We start from the raw sequence: 19,416 nt of genomic DNA, 5'->3' as shown, positions 1-19,416 counted from the left end.
GCGCCCCGATCGGTCGGTGCTGGCGGGCGGCCAATCCGGGCATCGAGCGCAATAATCGGAAAAAATGACGTGATCCCCGCTTGAAACCCGCGCAACACCCCTCAAATTTGGTGACAGTTAAGATATCGGAGGTCTCGTTTTAAATGAGAATCGACAAACTCACCACCAAGTTCCAGGAAGCACTCGCCGACGCACAAAGCCTTGCCGTCGGCCACGACAATCAATACATCGAACCGGTCCATTTGCTGGCGGCGCTCGTCGCGCAGCAGGACGGCTCGGCGCGCTCGCTCATGTCGCGCGCCGGCGTGCAGGTTCAGGCGCTGCAGAACTCGCTGAACGACGCCATCAACCGCTTGCCGCAGGTGCAGGGCACCGACGGCAACGTCCAGGTCGGCCGCGAGCTCACGGGCCTGTTGAACCAGGCCGACAAGGAAGCGCAGAAGCTCAACGACACCTATATCGCGAGCGAGATGTTCCTGCTGGCGGTCGCCGACGACAGAGGCGACGCGGGCCAGATCGCGCGCAAGAACGGCCTCACGCGCAAGGCGCTCGAAGCGGCGATCGTCGCGGTGCGCGGCGGCGCGCAGGTCCATAGCCAGGACGCCGAGAGCCAGCGCGAAGCGCTCAAGAAGTACACCGTCGACCTGACCGAGCGCGCGCGCTCGGGCAAGCTCGACCCCGTGATCGGCCGCGACGACGAAATTCGCCGCTCGATCCAGATCCTGCAACGCCGCACCAAGAACAACCCGGTGCTGATCGGCGAGCCGGGCGTGGGCAAGACGGCCATCGTCGAAGGCCTCGCGCAGCGCATCGTCAATGGTGAAGTGCCGGAAACGCTCAAGGGCAAGCGCGTGCTTTCGCTCGACATGGCGGCGCTGCTCGCCGGCGCGAAGTATCGCGGCGAGTTCGAAGAGCGCCTGAAGGCGGTGCTCCACGATATCGCGAAGGACGAAGGCCAGACCATCGTCTTCATCGACGAGATTCACACGATGGTGGGCGCTGGCAAGGCCGAAGGCGCGATGGATGCGGGCAACATGCTCAAGCCGGCGCTCTCGCGTGGCGAGCTGCACTGCATTGGCGCGACCACGCTCGACGAATATCGCAAGTACATCGAAAAGGATGCCGCGCTCGAGCGCCGCTTCCAGAAGGTGCTCGTGGATGAACCGTCGGTCGAGGCGACCATCGCGATCCTGCGCGGTCTGCAGGAGAAGTATGAGCTGCACCACGGCGTGGAGATCACCGACCCGGCGATCGTTGCGGCCGCGGAGCTCTCGCATCGCTATATCACCGACCGCTTCTTGCCGGACAAGGCCATCGACCTGATCGACGAAGCCGCTTCGAAGATCAAGATGGAAATCGACTCGAAGCCCGAGGAGATGGACAAGCTCGACCGTCGCCTGATCCAGCTGAAGATCGAGCGCGAAGCCGTCAAGAAGGAGAAGGACGAAGCGTCGCAAAAGCGTCTGCAGCTGATCGAGGAAGAGATCGACCGCCTGAGCCTCGAATATAAGGACCTCGAAGAAATCTGGACCGCCGAGAAGGCCGCGGTGCAGGGCAGCGCGCAGATCAAGGAAGAGATCGACCGCGTGCGCGCCGAGATCACGAAGTTCCAGCGCGAAGGCAAGCTCGAGAAGGTTGCCGAGCTGCAATACGGCAAGCTGCCGCAACTCGAAGCGCAGTTGAAGCAGGTGACGCAGGCTGAGGCGAACGAGCAGAACAACCCGTTGCGTCCGCGTTTGCTGCGCACGCAAGTGGGCGCCGAGGAAATCGCCGAAGTCGTGTCGCGTTCGACCGGCATTCCGGTCTCGCGCATGATGCAGGGCGAGCGCGAAAAGCTGCTGCTGATCGAAGACAAGCTGCACGAGCGCGTGATCGGCCAGGACGAGGCGATCAACGCCGTGGCCGATGCGATCCGCCGCTCGCGCGCCGGTCTCGCGGACCCGAACAAGCCCTACGGCTCGTTCCTGTTCCTCGGGCCGACGGGCGTGGGCAAGACCGAGCTCTGCAAGGCGCTTGCGGGCTTCCTGTTCGATTCGGAGGATCATCTCATCCGCATCGACATGAGCGAGTTCATGGAGAAGCACAGCGTCGCGCGTCTGATCGGCGCGCCGCCGGGATACGTGGGCTACGAGGAAGGCGGCTATCTGACCGAGGCCGTGCGCCGCAAGCCGTATAGCGTGATCCTGCTCGACGAAGTCGAGAAGGCGCACCCGGACGTGTTCAACGTGCTGCTGCAAGTGCTCGACGACGGCCGCATGACCGATGGCCAGGGGCGCACCGTCGACTTCAAGAACACGGTGATCGTGATGACGTCGAACCTCGGTTCGCACCTGATCCAGTCGATGGCGGGCGAGCCGCAGGAAGCGGTGAAGGAAGCTGTCTGGAGCGAAGTGAAGCAGCAGTTCCGGCCTGAGTTCCTGAACCGGATCGACGAAGTCGTGGTGTTCCATGCGCTCGACCGCTCGAATATCGAGTCGATCGCGAAGATCCAGCTGCAACGCTTGCGCGAGCGTCTGGAGAAGCTCGACATGGAGCTGATGGTGTCGGACGAAGCGCTCGGCCAGATCGCCAAGGTGGGCTACGATCCGCTGTTCGGTGCGCGGCCGCTCAAACGCGCGATCCAGCAGGAGATCGAGAATCCGGTCGCCAAGCTGATCCTCGCCGGCAAGTTCGGGCCTAAGGATGTGATTCCGGTCGACATCCATGACGGCAAGTTCGTGTTCGAACGCGTTGTGCACTGAAGCGCGATTCATGTGGCGAAGGCGCGTGCTGGAAGGTGCGCGCCGTAGCGGGAGCAGGAAGCGCAAACGAAAAGGGCAACGGAGTTTTTCCGTTGCCCTTTTTTCGTTTGCACCGCGCGCGCGGAGCGCGCGCCACCTTACGCCTGCTTGTTGCCGCCGCCCAGCAGCGAAGCGAGGCCGCCGAGCGTCCCAAGCACGCTCTCGGAATTGATCTGGCCGCCGTTGGGCACTTCGCCGTTCGGCGTGCCGGCGTTGACGACGTGCGGCAGCACCTGCGCGAGCAGGCCGCTCACCTGGTCGGGCTGCATGCCGACCTTCTGCGCGAGACCCGAAACCACGTCGGAGCCCAGCACGTTGTGGAGTTGATCCGCCGAAACCGCCTGGTTCTCGCCGTTGCCGACCCACGATTGCACGACATCGCCGAGGCCACCTTGCTGGAACTTCTGGATGAGGCCGTTCAGGCCACCCGGTTGATTGTTGATGAATTCCATCGCGACGGCGAGGAGTTGGGCTTGGCCGCCGCCTTGTTGCTGCGACGAGGAACCGAGCAGGGAACCGAGGGTATCTAGCAGGCTCATGACAATCTCACTGGATGATGGCCGCGACAGGGGACGCAGCCGGAAAATCGGACGGCGCACATGAGGTGCGCCGCGCAGGGTTGCCCGTGCAGTCCGGCGACGGGGCGGCCGAGGGCCGCACGCGCCGGAACGGGTCGAATCCGGGTGCCAGAATCAGGCGCCCGATTGGGGTGTTTGATTCGGTTGCCTGATTCCAGCACGTGAATCATGCACCCGATGCAGCCGCGTCGGAAGCGGCCTGGTTCTTCTTCGACTTTTTGGACTTCTTCGCCTTGGTGTCCGAAGCGGCGCCCGGCGCCGCGGCGGCGGATCCCGCCTCAGGCGCGCTTGCCGCTGCGGCTGTCTTGTCCTTCTTGCTCTTATGCTTCGACTTGCTCGTGCTCGTGCTCGCCGCCGACGCGGCCTGCGGCGCGGTCGTCGCGGCCGTAGTCGTGGCCGCAGGCGCCTGGGATGTCGTCATCGGGTTGGCGGTGGTGCCCGCGGCGGCGGGCGTGGTGCTCTTGCTGCTCTTCGACGATGCAGCGCTCCTGGCTGCAGGCGGTGCCGACGAGCCGTTGATCGTGAGGCCCGCAGCTTCGAGGTTCTGCACCGACTTCGGGCCGATGCCCTTGACGCGGCTCACGAGGTCGTCGGCATCCTTGAAGGGGCCATTCTTGCTGCGTTCGTCGATGATCGCCTTGGCATGGGCCGGGCCGATGCCCTTGACGGTTTCGAGCGCGGCTTCATCCGCGGTATTGACTTCGACGGCCGTCGCCAGCGCGGCGGACAGCGACAGACCCAGCGCGAGGAACAGCATCAGCAGCTTCTTGAGCATGGCAATCACTCCATTGAGGGCATTTCGGTTAGCCGGGAACGGACGACGCATCCAGTCGGTGGTGCTGCGCTTACAAGGATATGACAGTTGGCCTATCCGTGGACCGGAAGCGGTCGATTTATACCCACGCTTTCGTGGCAACACAATCACGCCGCACAATATTTAATACTTCTGTGCAATTCGATGGCGGCGGACGCAACCATGCGGCGCACGTCAGGTGCGCCTCAGGTGTGTTTCAGGTGCATTTCAGGCGCGGTGGGGCCCGACGATGCCAAGTTTCGCAATGCGCCGATAAAGCGTCGCGCGCGACATGCCAAGCGCCGCGGCAGCGGCGTTGGGGCGCCAGCGATTCGCGGTGAGCGCGGCAACGATGCGTGCGCGTTCGTCGCCGCAGTCGTAGGCGGACTCGCTGGCCATGGCGGCGCCCGCAGGTGCCCGAGCCAGGCCGGAGGTGCTGGCGGCGGGATTTTGCGCGGCTAGTTGCGCCGCGAGATCGGCGCTCAAATGCCGCGCCTCGACGCGCACCGTATCGCACACCGCGCATGCGTAGCGCATGGCGTTGCGCAACTGGCGCAGGTTGCCGGGCCAGGCGAATGCGGCCAGCCGCGCAGCCAAATCGGCGTCCAGCGTGAGCGGGCGGCCGGCCGCCTGTGCCTCTTCGGCGAAGACAGTTTCGATCAGTGTTGCGACATCGCGGCGCTCGCGCAGCGGCGGCAAGATGAGCACGGCGCCGCAGAGGCGGTAGTAGAGGTCTTCGCGGAACGTGCCCGCACAGGCCATTTGCGCGAGGTCGCGGTGCGTCGCGCAGATCACGTCCAGGTCCACGCGCGTGGGCGTTTCGCCGCCGAGTGGCAGTACCTCGCCTTCGGCGAGCACGCGCAAGAGGCGCGTTTGCAGCGCGAGCGGCATGTCGCCGATCTCATCGAGAAACAGCGTCCCGCCATCGGCCATGGCGATCTTGCCGCGTGCGCCATGGCGCCGCGCGCCTGTGAATGCGCCCGGTGCGTAGCCAAAGAGCTCGCTCTCGATCAGCGATTCGGGCAGCGCGCCGCAGTTCACGGCCACGAACGGCCGGTTGCGCCGCGGCCCCGCGTCGTGGATCGCGCGGGCGAACACTTCCTTGCCCGCGCCCGTTTCGCCGAGCAGCAGAACCGGCAGATGCTTGCCGGCCACGCGCTGCGCGATGCGCGCGTTTTCGGCCACGCGCGCATCTGCGCTGCGCAGGAACGGGCCCAGCGCGCTGCGATCGTAGGTGTCGCTGGCACGCGCATCGCGCAGCGGCGTCGCGCCGTGCACGGCGGGGGCCTGGCTGCGCGGCGCGCCGGGGAACCCCGTGCGGCCGAGCGGCGCGCGAATGCGCGCGTAAAGCATGCTGCCGTTCGCGCGCAGGCGCAGCGCCGCTATGGCTTCGATACGGCCGATATCGCGCAGCTGCACATGCGATGAATCGAAGATTTCGTCGATATGGCGCGGACCGTCGAGGCCCGGAATGCACTCGCGCGCGCGGCGGTTCGCTGCGGCCACGTTGCCGTTCTCGTCGAAGGCAATCAGCACTTCGGGCTGCGCCTCGACGTAGTTGCGGTTCTGGTGTCCGAAGAGGATCCAGCACGCGCCGGTGCGATGCAGGAAATAGCCGTCTTCGATGAGCGTCGCGCTCTGGCGCACGAGCTGGTTGACGATGCGCTGGCTGTCACGATTGTCGGGCGATTGCACGGCAGAGGCATCGAGCACGCCAATCAGCTCGCCATCGGGCGCGAAGATGGGCGCGGCGCTGCACGTGAGCGTCGTGAACGCGGCGCGAAAGTGATCGGTCTTGTGCACCGTGATGGGCGCGAGGTCGGTGAGCACGCTCGCGATCCCGCACGTGCCTTCCTCGCTCTCCGACCAGCACGAGCCCATAAAGAGGCCCGCATGCTTGAAGTCGTTGCGGCGCTCGCGGTCGATGCGGTAGTCGATGGTGACGCCGTGCGCGTCGGTGAGCATCACGCAATAGTCGGCGTCGCGCACGGTCTCGTGCAGGCGCGTGAGGCATTGGCCCGAGGCGCGCAGAAAAGCCTCTTCGCGATCGCGGATCTCGCGCAGCTCGGCGGCGCTCAGCACGCGCGGGCCGATCACCGAGCCGGGATCGAGCTGATAGCGCTCGAACGAGCGCTGCCACGACAGGGCGAGGCGCGGCGAGTCGTTCGGCGCGGGCAGCCGGCCTTCGACGGCGCCGCGAACGCGTTCGGCGTGGCGGGTGGGCGCGAGTGCGTAGGGCATGGACGTTTCCAGACGAGGGGCGTCGGCGCTTGGGGCGTTCGGCGTGAGTCTTTTTGTAGCACATCTGCCGTGCGCGATCACACCGCAGCGCAGCATGCGAGACGGTTGAGACGATCGTCTCAGCGCGATGCGAGACGCGCGTGAGACGTGGCACGAAGCCCGCACAGGCCCGCCACGTGGGGCTTGGCGGCTCCTGCTCAGGGGCGCGAAGCCGGCGGCGTCTCAGAAGCCGCGCGTGCAAGGCCGCCGCTGAGACGCTGTGCAGGTCATGAACGACCATGCGGGCGCGCCGCTCCGATCGACGCAAAGCCCGTAGATCAGGCGTTCTGCGGGCGCCTAGCTGCATTTCGAGTGCTTTGGCACAGCGCTTGCAGAGAGTGACGGCAAGAGCAGCGCACGCATGCGCCGCCATCAGAACGAGTCCTCGCGATCCCTCTGGATCGCCAAGGTTGGAGACAACGCCCGTGACAACGCCCGTGACTGTAGGCGTGATCGCGAACCCCGCATCGGGACGCGACATCCGCCGTCTTACCACGCACGCCTCCGTCTTTCCGACTGCGGAAAAGGCCAACATGGTCGTGCGCCTGCTTGCGGGTCTCGGCGCGCTGGGCGTGGCGCGCGTCCTCACGCTGCGTGACCGCACCGGCGTGGCCGCGCTCGTGCTGCGCGCGCTCGAAACCCATGCCGCCGTGGCACGCAACGAACGCTGGCCCGTGGTGGAGTTCGTCGATCTGCCGATCAGCGAAAGCGTGGCCGATACCCACGCGGGCGTCGCGCATATGGTCCGCGAGCAGGTCGCGCTGATCGCGGTGCTCGGCGGTGACGGCACGCATCGCGCAGTGGCCGCGCATTGCGGCGACACGCCGTTGCTCGCGCTGTCCACCGGCACCAACAACGCTTTTCCCGAGTTGCGCGAAGCCACGGTGGCGGGCCTCGCGGGCGCGCTCGTCGCGACCGGCGCGGTGCCGGCCGAAACGGCCCTCGTGCGCAACAAGCGTCTCGTCGCGCGCTGTGTCGAGGGACCGAGTCGTGGACGCGAGGAAATCGCGCTGGTCGACATCTGCGTGTCGCGTCAGCCGTTCATCGGCGCCCGGGCCATATCAGACAGTTCGGATATCGAATCGTTGTTTCTGGCCTTTGCGCCGCCCGACGGCATCGGGCTCGCGTCGATCGGCGGCGCGTGGGCGCCAGTCGGGCGCGACGCCGCGCACGGCCTGCACATGACGTTTGCGCAGGCGTCCACGCGAGGCGGGGAGGGCGAAGGCGTGCCACTCATCGCGCCCATCGCGCCGGGGCGCATCGAGCGCCTGACGATGCGCACCTGCCAGCGCCTCGAAGTGGGCGTGGCGATGCCGCTCGACGCCGATCACGGCACGCTCGCCTTCGACGGCGAGCGCGAGATCGAGCCGGCGCGCGGCGACCGCTACGAAATCGCGCTCGACTGGGGTGGGCCGCTGACCGTCGATGTCGCGCGCACGTTGCGCTACGCGGCCTCGCATCAGTTGTTGCGCGAGGCGGCGTATGCCGCGTCGCCTCGATAAGCCCGCTTCGCTGAATGCTGTCCAACTTCCCTCGAAAAAGGAGCCATTTCACCCACGCAGTCGTATCCACAGCAGCAGGCATCACCAGCGTCTATACACAGGAGACAACCATGTCTGTCACGTTGAACAAGGAGCAGTTGCTCGCGGCGTATCGCTCGATGCGCACGATCCGCGAGTTCGAGGAGCGCTTGCACGTCGAATTCGCGACCGGCGAGATTCCGGGCTTCGTGCATTTGTATGCGGGCGAGGAGGCATCCGCGGTCGGCACCATGAGCCATCTGAGCGACAACGATTACGTCGCCACCACGCACCGCGGCCACGGCCATTGCATTGCGAAGGGCGTGGACGTGCGCGAGATGATGGCCGAGATCTATGGCCGCGCCACGGGTTCGTGCCGCGGCAAGGGCGGCTCGATGCATATCGCCGATCTCGCGAAGGGGATGCTGGGCGCGAACGGCATCGTCGGCGCCGGCGGCCCGCTCACGTGCGGCGCGGCGCTCGCGGCCAAGCAAAAGAAGACCGGTGGCGTGGGCGTGTGCTTCTTCGGTGACGGCGCGTCGAACCAGGGCGTGATCTTCGAGTCGATGAATCTCGCCTCGGTGTGGCGCCTGCCCGTGATCTTCGTTGCGGAGAACAACGGCTACGCGGAAGCGACGTCGTCCACGTGGTCGGTCGCGGCCGACAACATCGCCGACCGCGCCAACGGCTTCGGCATGCCGGGCGTGATCGTCGACGGCTTCGACTTCTTCGCCGTGTACGAAGCGCTTGGCGAAGCGATTGCGCGCGCGCGCAACGGCGGCGGCCCGACGCTCGTGGAAATGAAGCTCTCGCGTTACTACGGCCACTTCGAGGGCGATGCGCAGACCTATCGCGCGCCCGGTGAGGTGCAGAAGCTGCGCGAGGAGAAGGATTGCCTCATGCGCTTCGAGGAGCGCGTGGTGCGCGCGGAGCTGGCGAGCATCGACGAATTGCGCAAGGTGGACGCTGAAGTGAAGGCGCTGATCGACGATGCGGTGGCGAAAGCGAAGGCCGCGCCGTTGCCCGCACCCGAGGCGCTGCTCACTGACGTATACGTGTCGTATCCCTGAGCGTCGCACGCTCAGGTCATCAGGATTCCAGATCAAGGAGACGGAAATGGCACGGAAAATTACCTATTCGCAGGCGATCAACGAAGCGCTCGCTCAGGAGATGGCGCGCGACGAGAGCGTGATCGTGATGGGCGAGGACAACGCGGGCGGCGCGGGCTCGCCCGGCGAGCAGGACGCCTGGGGCGGCGTGCTCGGCGTGACGAAGGGCCTCTATGGCAAGTTCCCGGGCCGCGTGCTCGATACGCCGCTCTCGGAGGGCGGTTTTATCGGCACGGCGGTGGGCGCGGCGGCGTGCGGTTTGCGGCCGGTCGCGGAGCTGATGTTCATCGACTTCATGGGCGTGTGCTTCGACCAGATCTTCAACCAGGCGGCGAAGTTCCGCTACATGTTCGGCGGCAAGGCGGTCACGCCGGTCGTGATCCGCACGATGTACGGCGCGGGCCTGCGCGCGGCGGCACAGCACTCGCAGATGCTCACGTCGCTCTTCACGCATATCCCTGGCCTCAAGGTCGTGTGCCCGGCCACGCCTTACGACGCGAAGGGCCTCATGATCGAGGCGATCCGCGACAACGACCCCGTGATCTTCTGCGAGCACAAGCTGCTCTACACGATGGAGGGCGACGTGCCCGAGGAGTCGTATTCGATTCCGTTCGGCGAGGCGAACATCGTGCGCGATGGCGACGACGTCACCCTCGTCACCTATGGGCGCATGGTCCATTACGCGCTCGAGGCGGCGCAGCAACTCGCGAAGGACGGCATCGAAGCCGATGTGATCGATCTGCGCACGACCTCGCCGCTCGACGAGGAGACCATTCTGGAAAGTGTGCGCCGCACGGGGCGCGTCGTCGTGGTGGACGAGGCGAATCCGCGTTGCTCGATGGCGACCGACATTGCGGCGCTCGTGGCGCAAAAGGCGTTTCGCGACCTCAAGGCGCCAGTCGGCATGGTGACCGCCCCGCATACGCCGGTGCCGTTCGCGGCCTCGCTCGAAGACCTCTACATCCCGTCGGCGCAGCAGATCGCCGATGCCGCGCGCGCAGCAAGGAGCTGAAGTCATGCCGATTCACATGATCACGATGCCCAAATGGGGCCTTTCGATGGAGCAGGGCCAAGTGAACGGCTGGCTCAAGTCGCTCGGCGAGAAGGTGTCCAAAGGGGAGGAATTGCTCGACGTCGAGTCCGACAAGATCGCGTCGGGCGTCGAGTGCGCGTTTGAGGGCGTGCTGCGGCGGCAGATCGCGCAGGAGGGCGATACGCTGCCGGTGGGCGCGCTGCTCGGCGTGGTTGCGGCCGCGGAAGAAACGGACGCCGAAATAGACGCAGCGGTGGCCGAATTCCAGCGCGATTTCGTGCCCGCGAAAGCCGGCGATGCCGACGCCGGCCCGCAGCCCGAGAAGGCGCAGATCGGCGGGCGCACGCTGCGCTATCTGAAGCTCGGCGAGGGCGATGGCACGCCCGTCGTGCTGATCCACGGCTTCGGCGGCGATCTCAACAACTGGCTCTTCAATCATGCCGATCTCGCTGCCGGGCGCACCGTCTGGGCGCTCGATCTGCCGGGGCACGGCGAATCGGGCAAGGCCGTGGAGAGTGGGGCACTCGATGAGCTCGCGCAGAGCGTGGTCGATTTTCTCGATGCGCAGCAGATCGAGCGCGCGCATCTCGTTGGGCATTCTCTGGGCGGCGCGGTCTCGATGGCGGTGGCCGAGCGCGCGCCCGCGCGCGTCGCCTCACTTGCGCTGATCGCGAGCGCGGGGCTCGGCGATGAAATCGACGGCGCGTATATCGAAGGCTTCGTCGCGGCCGCGAACCGCAACGCGCTCAAGCCGCATGTGACGAAGCTGTTCGCCGATCCCGCGCTCGTCACGCGTCAGCTCGTGGAGGACCTCGTGAAGTACAAGCGGCTTGAGGGGGTGCAGGACGCGCTGAGGAAGGTTTCGGCGCAGGCCTTCGAGGGCGGCACGCAGCGACGCGTGTTCCGCGACCGGCTTTCGACGCTGGCGCCGAAGGTGCTCGTGATCTGGGGCGAGTCCGACCAGATCATTCCGGTCAAGCATGCGCAAGGCTTGTCGCCAGCGGTGCGCGTCGAGGTGATTGCCGGCAAGGGGCACATGGTGCAGATGGAAGCCGCCGCCGAGGTCAATCGCCTGCTCAAGGCTTTCTTCGAATCGGGAGGCTGAACATGGCCGCCGTCACGGTTGAACCGGTGCCGCCGGGCGCACAAACGCGGGCCACGCCGGGTGCGCCCGGCGATACGGCGCTCGGCCAGCATGGCCTGCGCAGCCGCGAGAAGCTCGCGCGCATTCCCGTGAAGATCGTGCCGGCGGACGAGGGCGCGGCGCTGCCCAAGCCGCCCTGGCTGCGCGCGCGTCCGCTCATGAGCACGACCGTTGCCGGGGTGGCCGCCGTGCTGCGCGAACACCGCTTGCATTCGGTGTGCGAGGAGGCGATGTGCCCGAACATCGGCGAGTGCTTCGCGCAGCGCACGGCCACCTTCATGATCATGGGCGGGCTGTGCACGCGGCGCTGCCCGTTCTGCGACGTCGCGCACGGGCGGCCCGCGCCGCTCGACGAGGACGAGCCCGCTCACCTCGCGGCGGCGGTCGCGGCACTCGGCCTGCGCCATGTCGTGATCACCTCGGTCGATCGCGACGACCTGCGCGATGGCGGCGCGGCGCACTTCGCGCGCTGCATCGCCAGCGTGCGTGAGCACGTGCCCGGCATCGGCGTGGAGGTACTGACGCCGGACTTTCGCGGGCGTATCGACCGCGCGCTCGAGGCGCTCTCGGTGGCCTGGCCCGACGTGTTCAATCACAACGTGGAGACCGTGCCATCGTTCTACCGGGCGGCGCGGCCGGGCGCCGACTATCGCGGCTCGCTCGCGCTGCTCGCGCGAGCAAAGGCCGCGCATGGGGCGCTTGTCACGAAATCGGGGTTGATGGTGGGGCTGGGCGAGACCGATGCGCAATTGCTCGAGACGATGCGTGATCTGCGCGAGCACGACGTGCAGGTGCTGACGATCGGGCAATATCTCGCGCCGTCGCGCTATCACTTGCCGGTGCGCCGCTACATGCATCCGGACGAGTTCGCGGCGCTGCGCGAGGCGGGGCTCGCCATGGGGTTCAGTGAAGTGGTGGCCGGGCCGCTCGTGCGCTCCTCGTATCACGCGGCGCAGACCGTGGAGGCCGCGCGGCATCACGAGCCGGCATGAAGGCATCGGTCATTTTGCAACTAACTGCCAGCGCGTGCGGTCACCTCAAAGGCCGCACGGCGGCGCGCCTTCAGGCCTGCTCGCGCAGATATCGCTTGCTGACGCGCGACAGATAGATCGCGAGGCCGGCGCCGGCGATCGCCAGGCTCGTCGCATTGGCGATCCAGAAGCCGCGCGCACCGGTCGCCCAGACGGGCAGGGTGCCGAAGACGTCGAAGCCGAGCGCATAGCCGCCGCCGAGGCCCACGCCCCAGAGCGCGATGGCGTATATCACCGTGGGCACCACGGCAACCTTGTAGGCGCGCAGCGCGAATGCCGTGGTGACCTGCAGCGCATCGAACACGTGATAGAGCGTGACGATCGCCACGAGCGGCATCGCCGCCACCGCGACGGCCGGATCGGGTGTATAGCCCTTGATCAGTAGTGGCCGCAGCACGAACACGATCGCGCCGTAGCAGCAGGCGATCGCCACCGCGGTCATCACGCCGTGCCGCGCGAGCGTGCGCGCTTCGGCGGGGCGCGCGCCGCCCAGCGCCTGCGCCACCAGCGTCGAGGTCGCCACGCCGATCGAGAGCGGCGTCATGTAGAGCACCGCGCCCAGATTCCCGGCGATCTGGTGGCCCGCGAGCGTCGTTGTTCCGAGGCGCGCGATGAAGATCGCCATGAAGGTGTACGAGGTCACCTCGATGAGGTACGAGAGCCCCATCGGAATGCCGAGCTTGAGCAGCTCCGCCTGGCGCTTCCATTCGGGCCAGCAGAAGTGCTTGAAGATCTCGAACGGTGCGAACACTTCGACGCGCATGAACGCGATGGCGGCGCACAGGGCGAGCGCCCAGTTGATCGACGTGCTGGCGAGCGCGCAGCCCGGGCCGCCCAGTGCGGGCACGCCGAGTCCGCCGAAGATGAGCCAGGTGTTCAGCGGCACCTTGATCGCGAGCGCCGCAACCTGCAGGAACATGACGAGGCGCGGCCGGCTCACGGCATTGGCGAGCGAGCTGTAGATGCGGAACGCGAGGCTCGCGGGCAGCCCGAACGAGAGCAGCCGCAGATAGGCAATGGTGCGCTCGTGCAGCGCCTCGGGCGCGCGGGCGAGCTCGAGCAGCGGGCCGGGGAAATACAGGATCGTGAAGCCGATCACCATCAGCACGAGCGCGAGCCAGAAGGCCTGACGCACTTCGACGCCGATCTCTATATCCTTGCGTGCGCCGTAGAGCTGGGCCGCGACGGGCTGCAGCGCCGTAAGGATCCCGGTCAGGCCGATATAGACCGACACGTAGATCGAGGAGCCGAGCCCGAGCGCCGCGAGGTCGAGCGCCGAATAACGGCCGACCATCGCGGTGTCGATCACGCCGAACGCGATGGTCGCGAGCTGGCCGACCAGCACCGGCCAGGCGAGTGCGGCAATGCGCCGGATGTCGCCGAGGAAGGTCGTCGTCACCGGCGCCTCAGTCCGGGCGCTTGCGCCAGACGTGCCTTTTCAGCGGCGGCTGCGGTCGGTCGATGCGCACGTACAGGCGGAAGCGTTCGTCGCGGTCGGCGGCGCGACGGCCTTCCCAGACGAGCTTCCAGACGAAGTTCGACATCGAGCTCGGCTCGCCGTAGTCGTGCGTGTCCTGGCGCAGGATCACGTCGCAGTCGTCGTCGAACGAGAAGTGCATCTTGCCGAAATACGCGAAGGTGGCGATCTGCGCGTCGCCGAGGCGCACGGGCGAGATGCACTGGTAGTCGGCGGGCAGGTGCGCGGCGATTTGCTGTGCGACGTCCTTGTAGGTCCGGCTGTAGTTGACGACCGGCAGCCAGAGCGTCATCAGCAGCACCCACATGAGCGTGGTGCCGCCGCTCGAGAGCACGACGCTGCGCCAGAGCACCTTCGGGTGCCGTGCGATGCGCCACTGCGCGAGGACGATCCAGCACACGGTGACGGCCACCGCGCACACGAACGAGAGAATCTTGAATTGCGGCACGAAGCCGGGCGCGAGGCGCGCGAGATTGCGCGCGAGCGGCGCCGGGAAGCCGGTCATGCCCGCGAGCCAGACGAGCCAGACGAAGGTGCCCAGGATCGTGAAGCTCAGCACAGCGAACCAGTCGATCGCGTTGATCGCGCCGCGCTTGAGCGTGGGCAGTGCAAAGGTCGCGAGCACCGAGAGCGCGGGCAGCACGAGCATGAACAGCAGGTTCGTCTCATGGCTCTGCACGACCACGAGGATCAAGAGCGGCACGATGACCGAAAGCGGAATCGCAATGTGCGGCGCGCGGCGCAGTCCCGCCCAGCTCACCCATGCCCAGATCGCGAGCGGCCAGGCCGGCCAGGTGAAGAGCGGCAGGTTCTTCGCCGCATAGCGCAGCACCGCGCCCGGGGGGCCCGCGAACGCATCGACGCTGGTGTGCGCCCACTGGTTGAGGAACCACACGGCATCGGTGGGATAGAGGTGCAGCGCGTAGAGCGGCCAGGAGAACGCGACCACGAGCGCCACCGGCAGGCCGGCCACGAGCAGCCAGCGCGAGCGCGTCTCGGGCGCGACGCCGAGCATGACGAGCGTGCCGATGAGCAGCGCCCCCACCAGCACGGGCCCGCTCGAGAGCATCACGACGCCAAGCGCGAAACCCCACCAGAGCGCGCCCTGAATGGGCTTGTCGATGGCGCGCACGAGGCCATAGACGAGCATCGCGATACCGACGAACTGCATCAACTGCGGCGTGGTTTCGTGGCCGCGCTCGGCAAGGCCGAAACAGGCGAGCAGGACGAGCAGGGCGCCGTCGCCGAGCGTGCGGCCGTAGTCGCGCGGCTCGGGCTCGCCGCCAAAGGCGTATTTGAACGGCTGCACTTCGGGACGCCGGCCCAGCAGATAGGCGCTGTACCAGACGAACGCGCAGGCACAGCAGAACAGCACGCCGGTGGCGATGCGCGAGGCGTTGCTCGCATCCACCCAGGGTGCGAACAGGCGTATGCACAGGGCGCCGAGCCAGTAGCCGAGCGGGCCGTTCGCGGTCACGTATTTGCCGACGAGATTCGGCAGCAGCCAATCGTGCGTGGTCCCGCCCGCCATCGTCCACATCACGCCGAAGCCCGCTGCATCCTCGTTTTTCCACGGATCGCGGCCGAACAGGCCGAACGAAGCGAAGACGATACAGAGGGTCAGCAGCAGCCAGCGCGGCAAGGCGCTGGTGGCGGAGGCGGTCAGGCGAATAGCAGGCTTCATGCAGTGCGAAGGAATTCGGGTAAGCGGACCGGGACGCGGCCGTTGCCTCGGACAGTGGCGCGAGCGTTGCGGCACGATCGTCGTGCGCCGCCGGTCGGGAGCATCCGGCATTCTAGCTGGCTGCGCCGGCGCGCGTCACGGCGCAGGCTGGATGCCAATGCAAGGAAACGGATGAAACAACGTTGTCAAAATCGGGCGAGGACGAGGTCTCGCTGAGCTTGGCACACGCAAAAGCCTGGAGCCGACGATTCCGACCATAACCTGGACAACATTTCAGGCAACAAAAAAGGGCAGCCCAGGCTGCCCTTTTCGTGCGGGACCGGCCGCGAGGCCGGTGCGCGAAGTTCGCTCCGAAAGCTTACTTCGTGGCCTTGCCCGTGGCGCGCGCGCCGAACTTCTTGTTGAACTTCTCGACACGGCCTGCCGTGTCCATGATCTTTTGCGTGCCCGTGTAGAACGGATGCGATTCCGACGAGACTTCGATCTTCGCGAGCGGGTAGGTCTTGCCGTTGAATTCGGCGGTTTCGCGCGTCTGGATCGTCGAACGGGTCACGAACTTGAAGTCGTTCGAAACGTCGATGAACAGGACCTCGCGGTAATTCGGGTGAATGCCTTCTTTCATGGTGGTTCCTCAAATCTGGCGGTAGCCAACCCGCGTGCCCCCAGCATGATGCCAGAAGGTCAATTCGGCGCGAGCCACTTGCCCAAGGTCGAAAAATGGCGATTATGCCAGAAAATCAGCCGGTTGGCGAATTTTTGACGGTCCGCGCGACAGGCTTAGGCGCGGGGCTCGGCGAGCGCCTCCAACGCGCCCACCCTGGCCGGGTCCTGCCGGTAATAGCACGCGAGCAGCCGGTAGAGCTCGGGATATTCGGCCTCGAACGCCTTGGGCTTGACGAACAGCGCCTCGCTGCACACCGCGAAGAACTCCGACGGATGATCGGCGGCATAGGGATCGATCAGCGAATCGCGCTCGAAGCGCGCCCAGCGGCGCTCCGGCACGGCGTCCACCTTGTCGCAGAACTGGTCGTAGGCGTTGTCGAACACGTCGGCCCAGGCTTGCGCGTCGAGCGGCGCGTGCCAGCGGCGAAAAAGGGGCGGATGACCGTCGGCCTCGCCGGTGAGCATATCGATCTTGTGGGCGAATTCGTGGATCACGACGTTGTAGGCGTCGCTGCCGTCGGTCATCTGCGCGTCTTCCCACGAGAGGATCACGGGGCCGCCTTCCCATGCTTCGCCGCTCGCGTCGTGTTCGACTTCGTGCACCACCCCGTCCTCGTCCTCGACAGTCTTGCGGATCACGAATTCGCCGGGGTAGACGGTCACGCCGACCCAGCCCTTGTAGAGATCGAGGGACAGGTTGAGCACCGGCAGCGACGCCTGCGCGGCGATCGCCACCGCGATCTGGTCGGTGAGCTCGAGTTCGTGCGCCGTGGAAAACTCCTTTTGCGCAAGAAAAAGACTCGTAAGCTCGCGCAGGCGCACGAGATCGGCGCCATCGAGGTGGGCGAGGAACGGCAGGCCGGCGAGCGTCGCTTGCCAGAGCGCGTCGTCGATCGCATGGGTGCGCAGCGCCTTTTCACGGCGGCGGGCGTCGAACCAGTGGGTCAGTTTCGAAAGCATCGCTCAGTTGCGTCTTCGGTTGCGTCTTCAGGTGCGCCGCCGGGTGCGTTCAGGCGTCGTTCGGCTCAGTCGATCTGCTTTTGCCACGCGGCGAAAATCCCGCCGCACACGGCCACGCCGATCAGGAAATAGAACCCGTCGAGCGAGCTCAAAAAGCTCGCCTGCTGCGCGACCATGCGGCTCACCTGCACGAGCGCGAGCCCGTGCGCCTCGCCAGGCGAGCGGCCGAGCGCTTCGAAGGCATGCGTGAGCGTCGCGTACGTGTTCTGGAAAATCGGGTTGAGCGGGTTCACGAATTCCGCGAGCCGCGACTGGTGCAGCGCCAGCCGGTGCTGCTCGACGATGATGATCGTTGCGGTCGCGAACGATATCGTCAACTGACGGACGACATTTTTCAAGCGGTATCCGTGCGTGAACTCCTCGATCGCGAAGATGCGGAAGGTGAGGTTCGCCACCGGCAGCACGATGAAGAGCAGCAGGAGGCCGCGCAGCAGCAGCGGGAAAATGAGCCAGCTCTCGCTGGTGTCGGGCGTGAGGCGCGTCATCCAGAACGAGATGAACGCCGCGAGCACGAAGCCCGGCACGATGATCCACTTCTTGTGCGTGATGAACTTCGAGTAGCGGAAATAGAAGAACAGCGCCGAAGCGGAGATCAGCGAGGTGATGCCGGTGAGGCGCCCGGCATTTTCCACGGGATAGTTCAGGCCGCCTTCGAGAAAGCGCGAGACCAGGTAGCTGAGCGCCGTGCTCTGATAGTAATAGACCATGTAGAGCAGCAGCCCGACGCGAAACGGCTTTTCGCGTAGCGCGTGCAGGCGCATGAGCGGCTTCGGATGATGCCACTGCTGCCAGACGAACCACGCGAGCGCGGCCATGCCGGCCACGGTCAGCAACATGATGCCGGGCGAGGTGCTGAACAGCTCGAAGCGCACCTGCTGCATGGCGATCTGCAGCGCACCTTGCGCAAGCGCGAAGATGATGTAGGGCCAGAAATGGGAATCGCCGCGCTCCTCGGGCAGCACGTGGCCGGAGTTGGGCAGCGCGAGCAGGGAGAGCACCGCGTAGAGCACGCCTGCGGGAGCGGAAAACGCGAAGAGGGCGCGCCAGTCGAAATGCGAGACGAGAAAACCGCCCGCGAGCGGCGCGAGCGCGCTGGAGAGCACGATCAGGATCAGGAACGCGCGCGTCGCCACGGGGCGCTGCTGCGGTGTGAACGAAATCTGGATCAGGATGCGGCAGGTGCCCATCATCGGGCCAATGAAATAGCCCTGAAAACCACGCGCGAAGGCGAGCTCGATCGACGACTCGCAGAGGGCCGCCGCCACCGAGCCCGCCGCGTAGAGCAGCAGGCAGCCGCTCACGTAGCGCCGGTAGCCGATGCGCTCGACCCACCATTGCTGCTGCAGGATGCCGAGCACGGCGCACACGGCGTAAGCGCTGGACGCCCAGACGAGCTCGTCGGGCGAGGCGTTGATGCCGCCGGCAATGTAGCTCGTGAAGAACGAAAAGATGGCGTTGTCGTAGTAGTCGAGGCCGGTCGCGAGCGCGAGCACCCAGGGGAAAAAGTCTCCTCGCAGGCGCGTCGCGCTGAAGATCGGCTCGCGAGTGGGGACGCTGCTCATTCGCGAACGCTCCCGTGCTCGCGCTTGTCCGCGCTTTCGCTGTCGTCGCCTGTCCCGGCGGGGCCGGGATCAAGCGGGGTGCCGCTTTCATGGCCGCCGCGCTTGCCGGCTTTCGCTTCCGCGCGCGAGGAAGCGTCCGCGCGGGATGCGCTCGCTCCCGCGGCCTTTGCTGTCTCCTTGCGCCGGCGCGTGGCGGCCAGGCGCTCGCTGATCAGCGCTTCCGATGGCACGCCGGCCAGGCGCTGCCGCAGATAGTCGAGATCGTCGGCGAGTTCGGTGCGCACCGTCTGCGCCTCTTTGAGCTCTCGGCGCACGGCGGCGATACGCGCGTCGAGCGTGTCGATCTGCTGCGCGAGCGCGTCGGCGATCTGCTGCAGCGAGTCCTGCGAATAGCGCCGGCGGCCGTCGCCGACCGATTCGAGCGGGCGCTTGAGCATCTCGGTAATGCCGTGCAGCGAGAAGCCGAGCGCGCGCAGCCGCAGGATGCGGGCAAATTGCTCGAGGTCGTGTTCATCGTAGAGGCGGTAACGGCCTTCGCTGCGCGTGGGCGTAACGAGGCCGCGCTCCTCGTAGTATTTGAGCGTGCGCGGCGTGACGTTGAGCCGCTGGGCGGCGTCGCGCACCGTCAGCAGCGCGCTGGCATCTCTCGACATCGGTGGACAGCCGCGTGGGAGCGGCGGTGGAGACAACGACCGGATTATAGTCCAACGTGAACGTTCACGTACAGGTTGTACGCCTGCCC

Annotated in this window: 14 protein-coding genes and 1 pseudogene; 6 read left to right on the top strand and 9 right to left on the bottom strand. The window is 66.4% G+C overall.

The window, feature by feature from the left end:
- Window positions 1–143 precede the first annotated feature (143 nt).
- Window positions 144–2,741 carry an ATP-dependent chaperone ClpB gene (clpB, locus tag BO1_RS20675; protein ID WP_028219189.1) on the top strand — a complete coding sequence of 866 codons (2,598 nt, stop codon included), beginning with the start codon at window positions 144–146 and terminating at the stop codon, window positions 2,739–2,741.
- A 137-nt stretch (window positions 2,742–2,878) separates the two neighbouring features.
- On the opposite strand, the gene BO1_RS20670 is transcribed toward clpB, so the two are convergent.
- The 3 genes from BO1_RS20670 to BO1_RS20660 form a co-directional block, all read right to left on the bottom strand.
- Window positions 2,879–3,319, bottom strand: a complete 441-nt coding sequence (locus tag BO1_RS20670) for a YidB family protein (RefSeq protein ID WP_028219188.1) — start codon at window positions 3,317–3,319, stop codon at window positions 2,879–2,881.
- A gap of 205 nt (window positions 3,320–3,524) precedes the next feature.
- Window positions 3,525–4,133 (bottom strand): ComEA family DNA-binding protein, encoded by a 609-nt coding sequence (locus tag BO1_RS20665; RefSeq protein WP_028219187.1) that lies wholly within the window; start codon window positions 4,131–4,133, stop codon window positions 3,525–3,527.
- Between the two features lie 246 nt (window positions 4,134–4,379).
- The gene (locus tag BO1_RS20660; RefSeq protein WP_028219186.1) at window positions 4,380–6,392 is read right to left on the bottom strand and encodes a sigma-54-dependent Fis family transcriptional regulator; all 2,013 of its coding nucleotides are present in this window, start codon (window positions 6,390–6,392) and stop codon (window positions 4,380–4,382) included.
- A 464-nt stretch (window positions 6,393–6,856) separates the two neighbouring features.
- On the opposite strand from BO1_RS20660, the gene BO1_RS20655 reads away from it, so the two are divergent.
- The 5 genes from BO1_RS20655 (at window position 6,857) to lipA (ending at window position 12,229) form a co-directional block, all read left to right on the top strand.
- Window positions 6,857–7,933, top strand: coding sequence for an ATP-NAD kinase family protein (locus tag BO1_RS20655; RefSeq protein WP_028219185.1), 1,077 nt, complete (start codon window positions 6,857–6,859; stop codon window positions 7,931–7,933).
- 110 nt (window positions 7,934–8,043) lie between these two features.
- The gene (locus BO1_RS20650) at window positions 8,044–9,021 is read left to right on the top strand and encodes a thiamine pyrophosphate-dependent dehydrogenase E1 component subunit alpha (RefSeq protein WP_028219184.1); all 978 of its coding nucleotides are present in this window, start codon (window positions 8,044–8,046) and stop codon (window positions 9,019–9,021) included.
- Window positions 9,022–9,067: 46 nt separating this feature from the next.
- Entirely contained in the window at window positions 9,068–10,072 is a 1,005-nt protein-coding gene (locus BO1_RS20645; protein WP_028219183.1) for an alpha-ketoacid dehydrogenase subunit beta, read from the top strand.
- Between the two features lie 4 nt (window positions 10,073–10,076).
- Window positions 10,077–11,198, top strand: coding sequence for an acetoin dehydrogenase dihydrolipoyllysine-residue acetyltransferase subunit (locus BO1_RS20640; protein ID WP_028219182.1), 1,122 nt, complete (start codon window positions 10,077–10,079; stop codon window positions 11,196–11,198).
- A gap of 2 nt (window positions 11,199–11,200) precedes the next feature.
- Window positions 11,201–12,229 carry a lipoyl synthase gene (lipA, locus tag BO1_RS51970; RefSeq protein ID WP_084688077.1) on the top strand — a complete coding sequence of 343 codons (1,029 nt, stop codon included), beginning with the start codon at window positions 11,201–11,203 and terminating at the stop codon, window positions 12,227–12,229.
- 70 nt (window positions 12,230–12,299) lie between these two features.
- Here lipA and BO1_RS20630 read toward each other — a convergent pair whose 3' ends face one another.
- From BO1_RS20630 to BO1_RS51965, 6 genes and pseudogenes are all read right to left on the bottom strand, one after another.
- Entirely contained in the window at window positions 12,300–13,667 is a 1,368-nt protein-coding gene (locus tag BO1_RS20630) for an MATE family efflux transporter (RefSeq protein ID WP_028219181.1), read from the bottom strand.
- A 7-nt stretch (window positions 13,668–13,674) separates the two neighbouring features.
- On the bottom strand, window positions 13,675–15,429 hold the full coding sequence (locus tag BO1_RS20625; RefSeq protein ID WP_028219180.1) for an ArnT family glycosyltransferase: 1,755 nt from the start codon (window positions 15,427–15,429) through the stop codon (window positions 13,675–13,677).
- Window positions 15,430–15,787: 358 nt separating this feature from the next.
- Window positions 15,788–16,051 carry a type B 50S ribosomal protein L31 gene (locus BO1_RS20620; RefSeq protein ID WP_028219179.1) on the bottom strand — a complete coding sequence of 88 codons (264 nt, stop codon included), beginning with the start codon at window positions 16,049–16,051 and terminating at the stop codon, window positions 15,788–15,790.
- A gap of 155 nt (window positions 16,052–16,206) precedes the next feature.
- Window positions 16,207–17,052, bottom strand: a complete 846-nt coding sequence (locus BO1_RS20615; protein ID WP_028219178.1) for a M90 family metallopeptidase — start codon at window positions 17,050–17,052, stop codon at window positions 16,207–16,209.
- Between the two features lie 65 nt (window positions 17,053–17,117).
- Window positions 17,118–18,674: an MFS transporter gene (locus BO1_RS20610; RefSeq protein WP_028219177.1), complete on the bottom strand. Its 1,557-nt coding sequence runs from the start codon at window positions 18,672–18,674 to the stop codon at window positions 17,118–17,120.
- Between the two features lie 173 nt (window positions 18,675–18,847).
- Window positions 18,848–19,327 (bottom strand): annotated as a pseudogene (locus tag BO1_RS51965) (MerR family transcriptional regulator); the annotation flags it as partial.
- Window positions 19,328–19,416 lie beyond the last annotated feature (89 nt).

Origin of the sequence: Paraburkholderia oxyphila NBRC 105797 (assembly GCF_000685075.1) — a bacterium.
Taxonomy (GTDB): Bacteria; Pseudomonadota; Gammaproteobacteria; order Burkholderiales; family Burkholderiaceae; genus Paraburkholderia; species Paraburkholderia oxyphila.
Note: the sequence above shows the minus strand (reverse complement) of the source record. Positions and strands in the feature narration are given on the sequence as shown.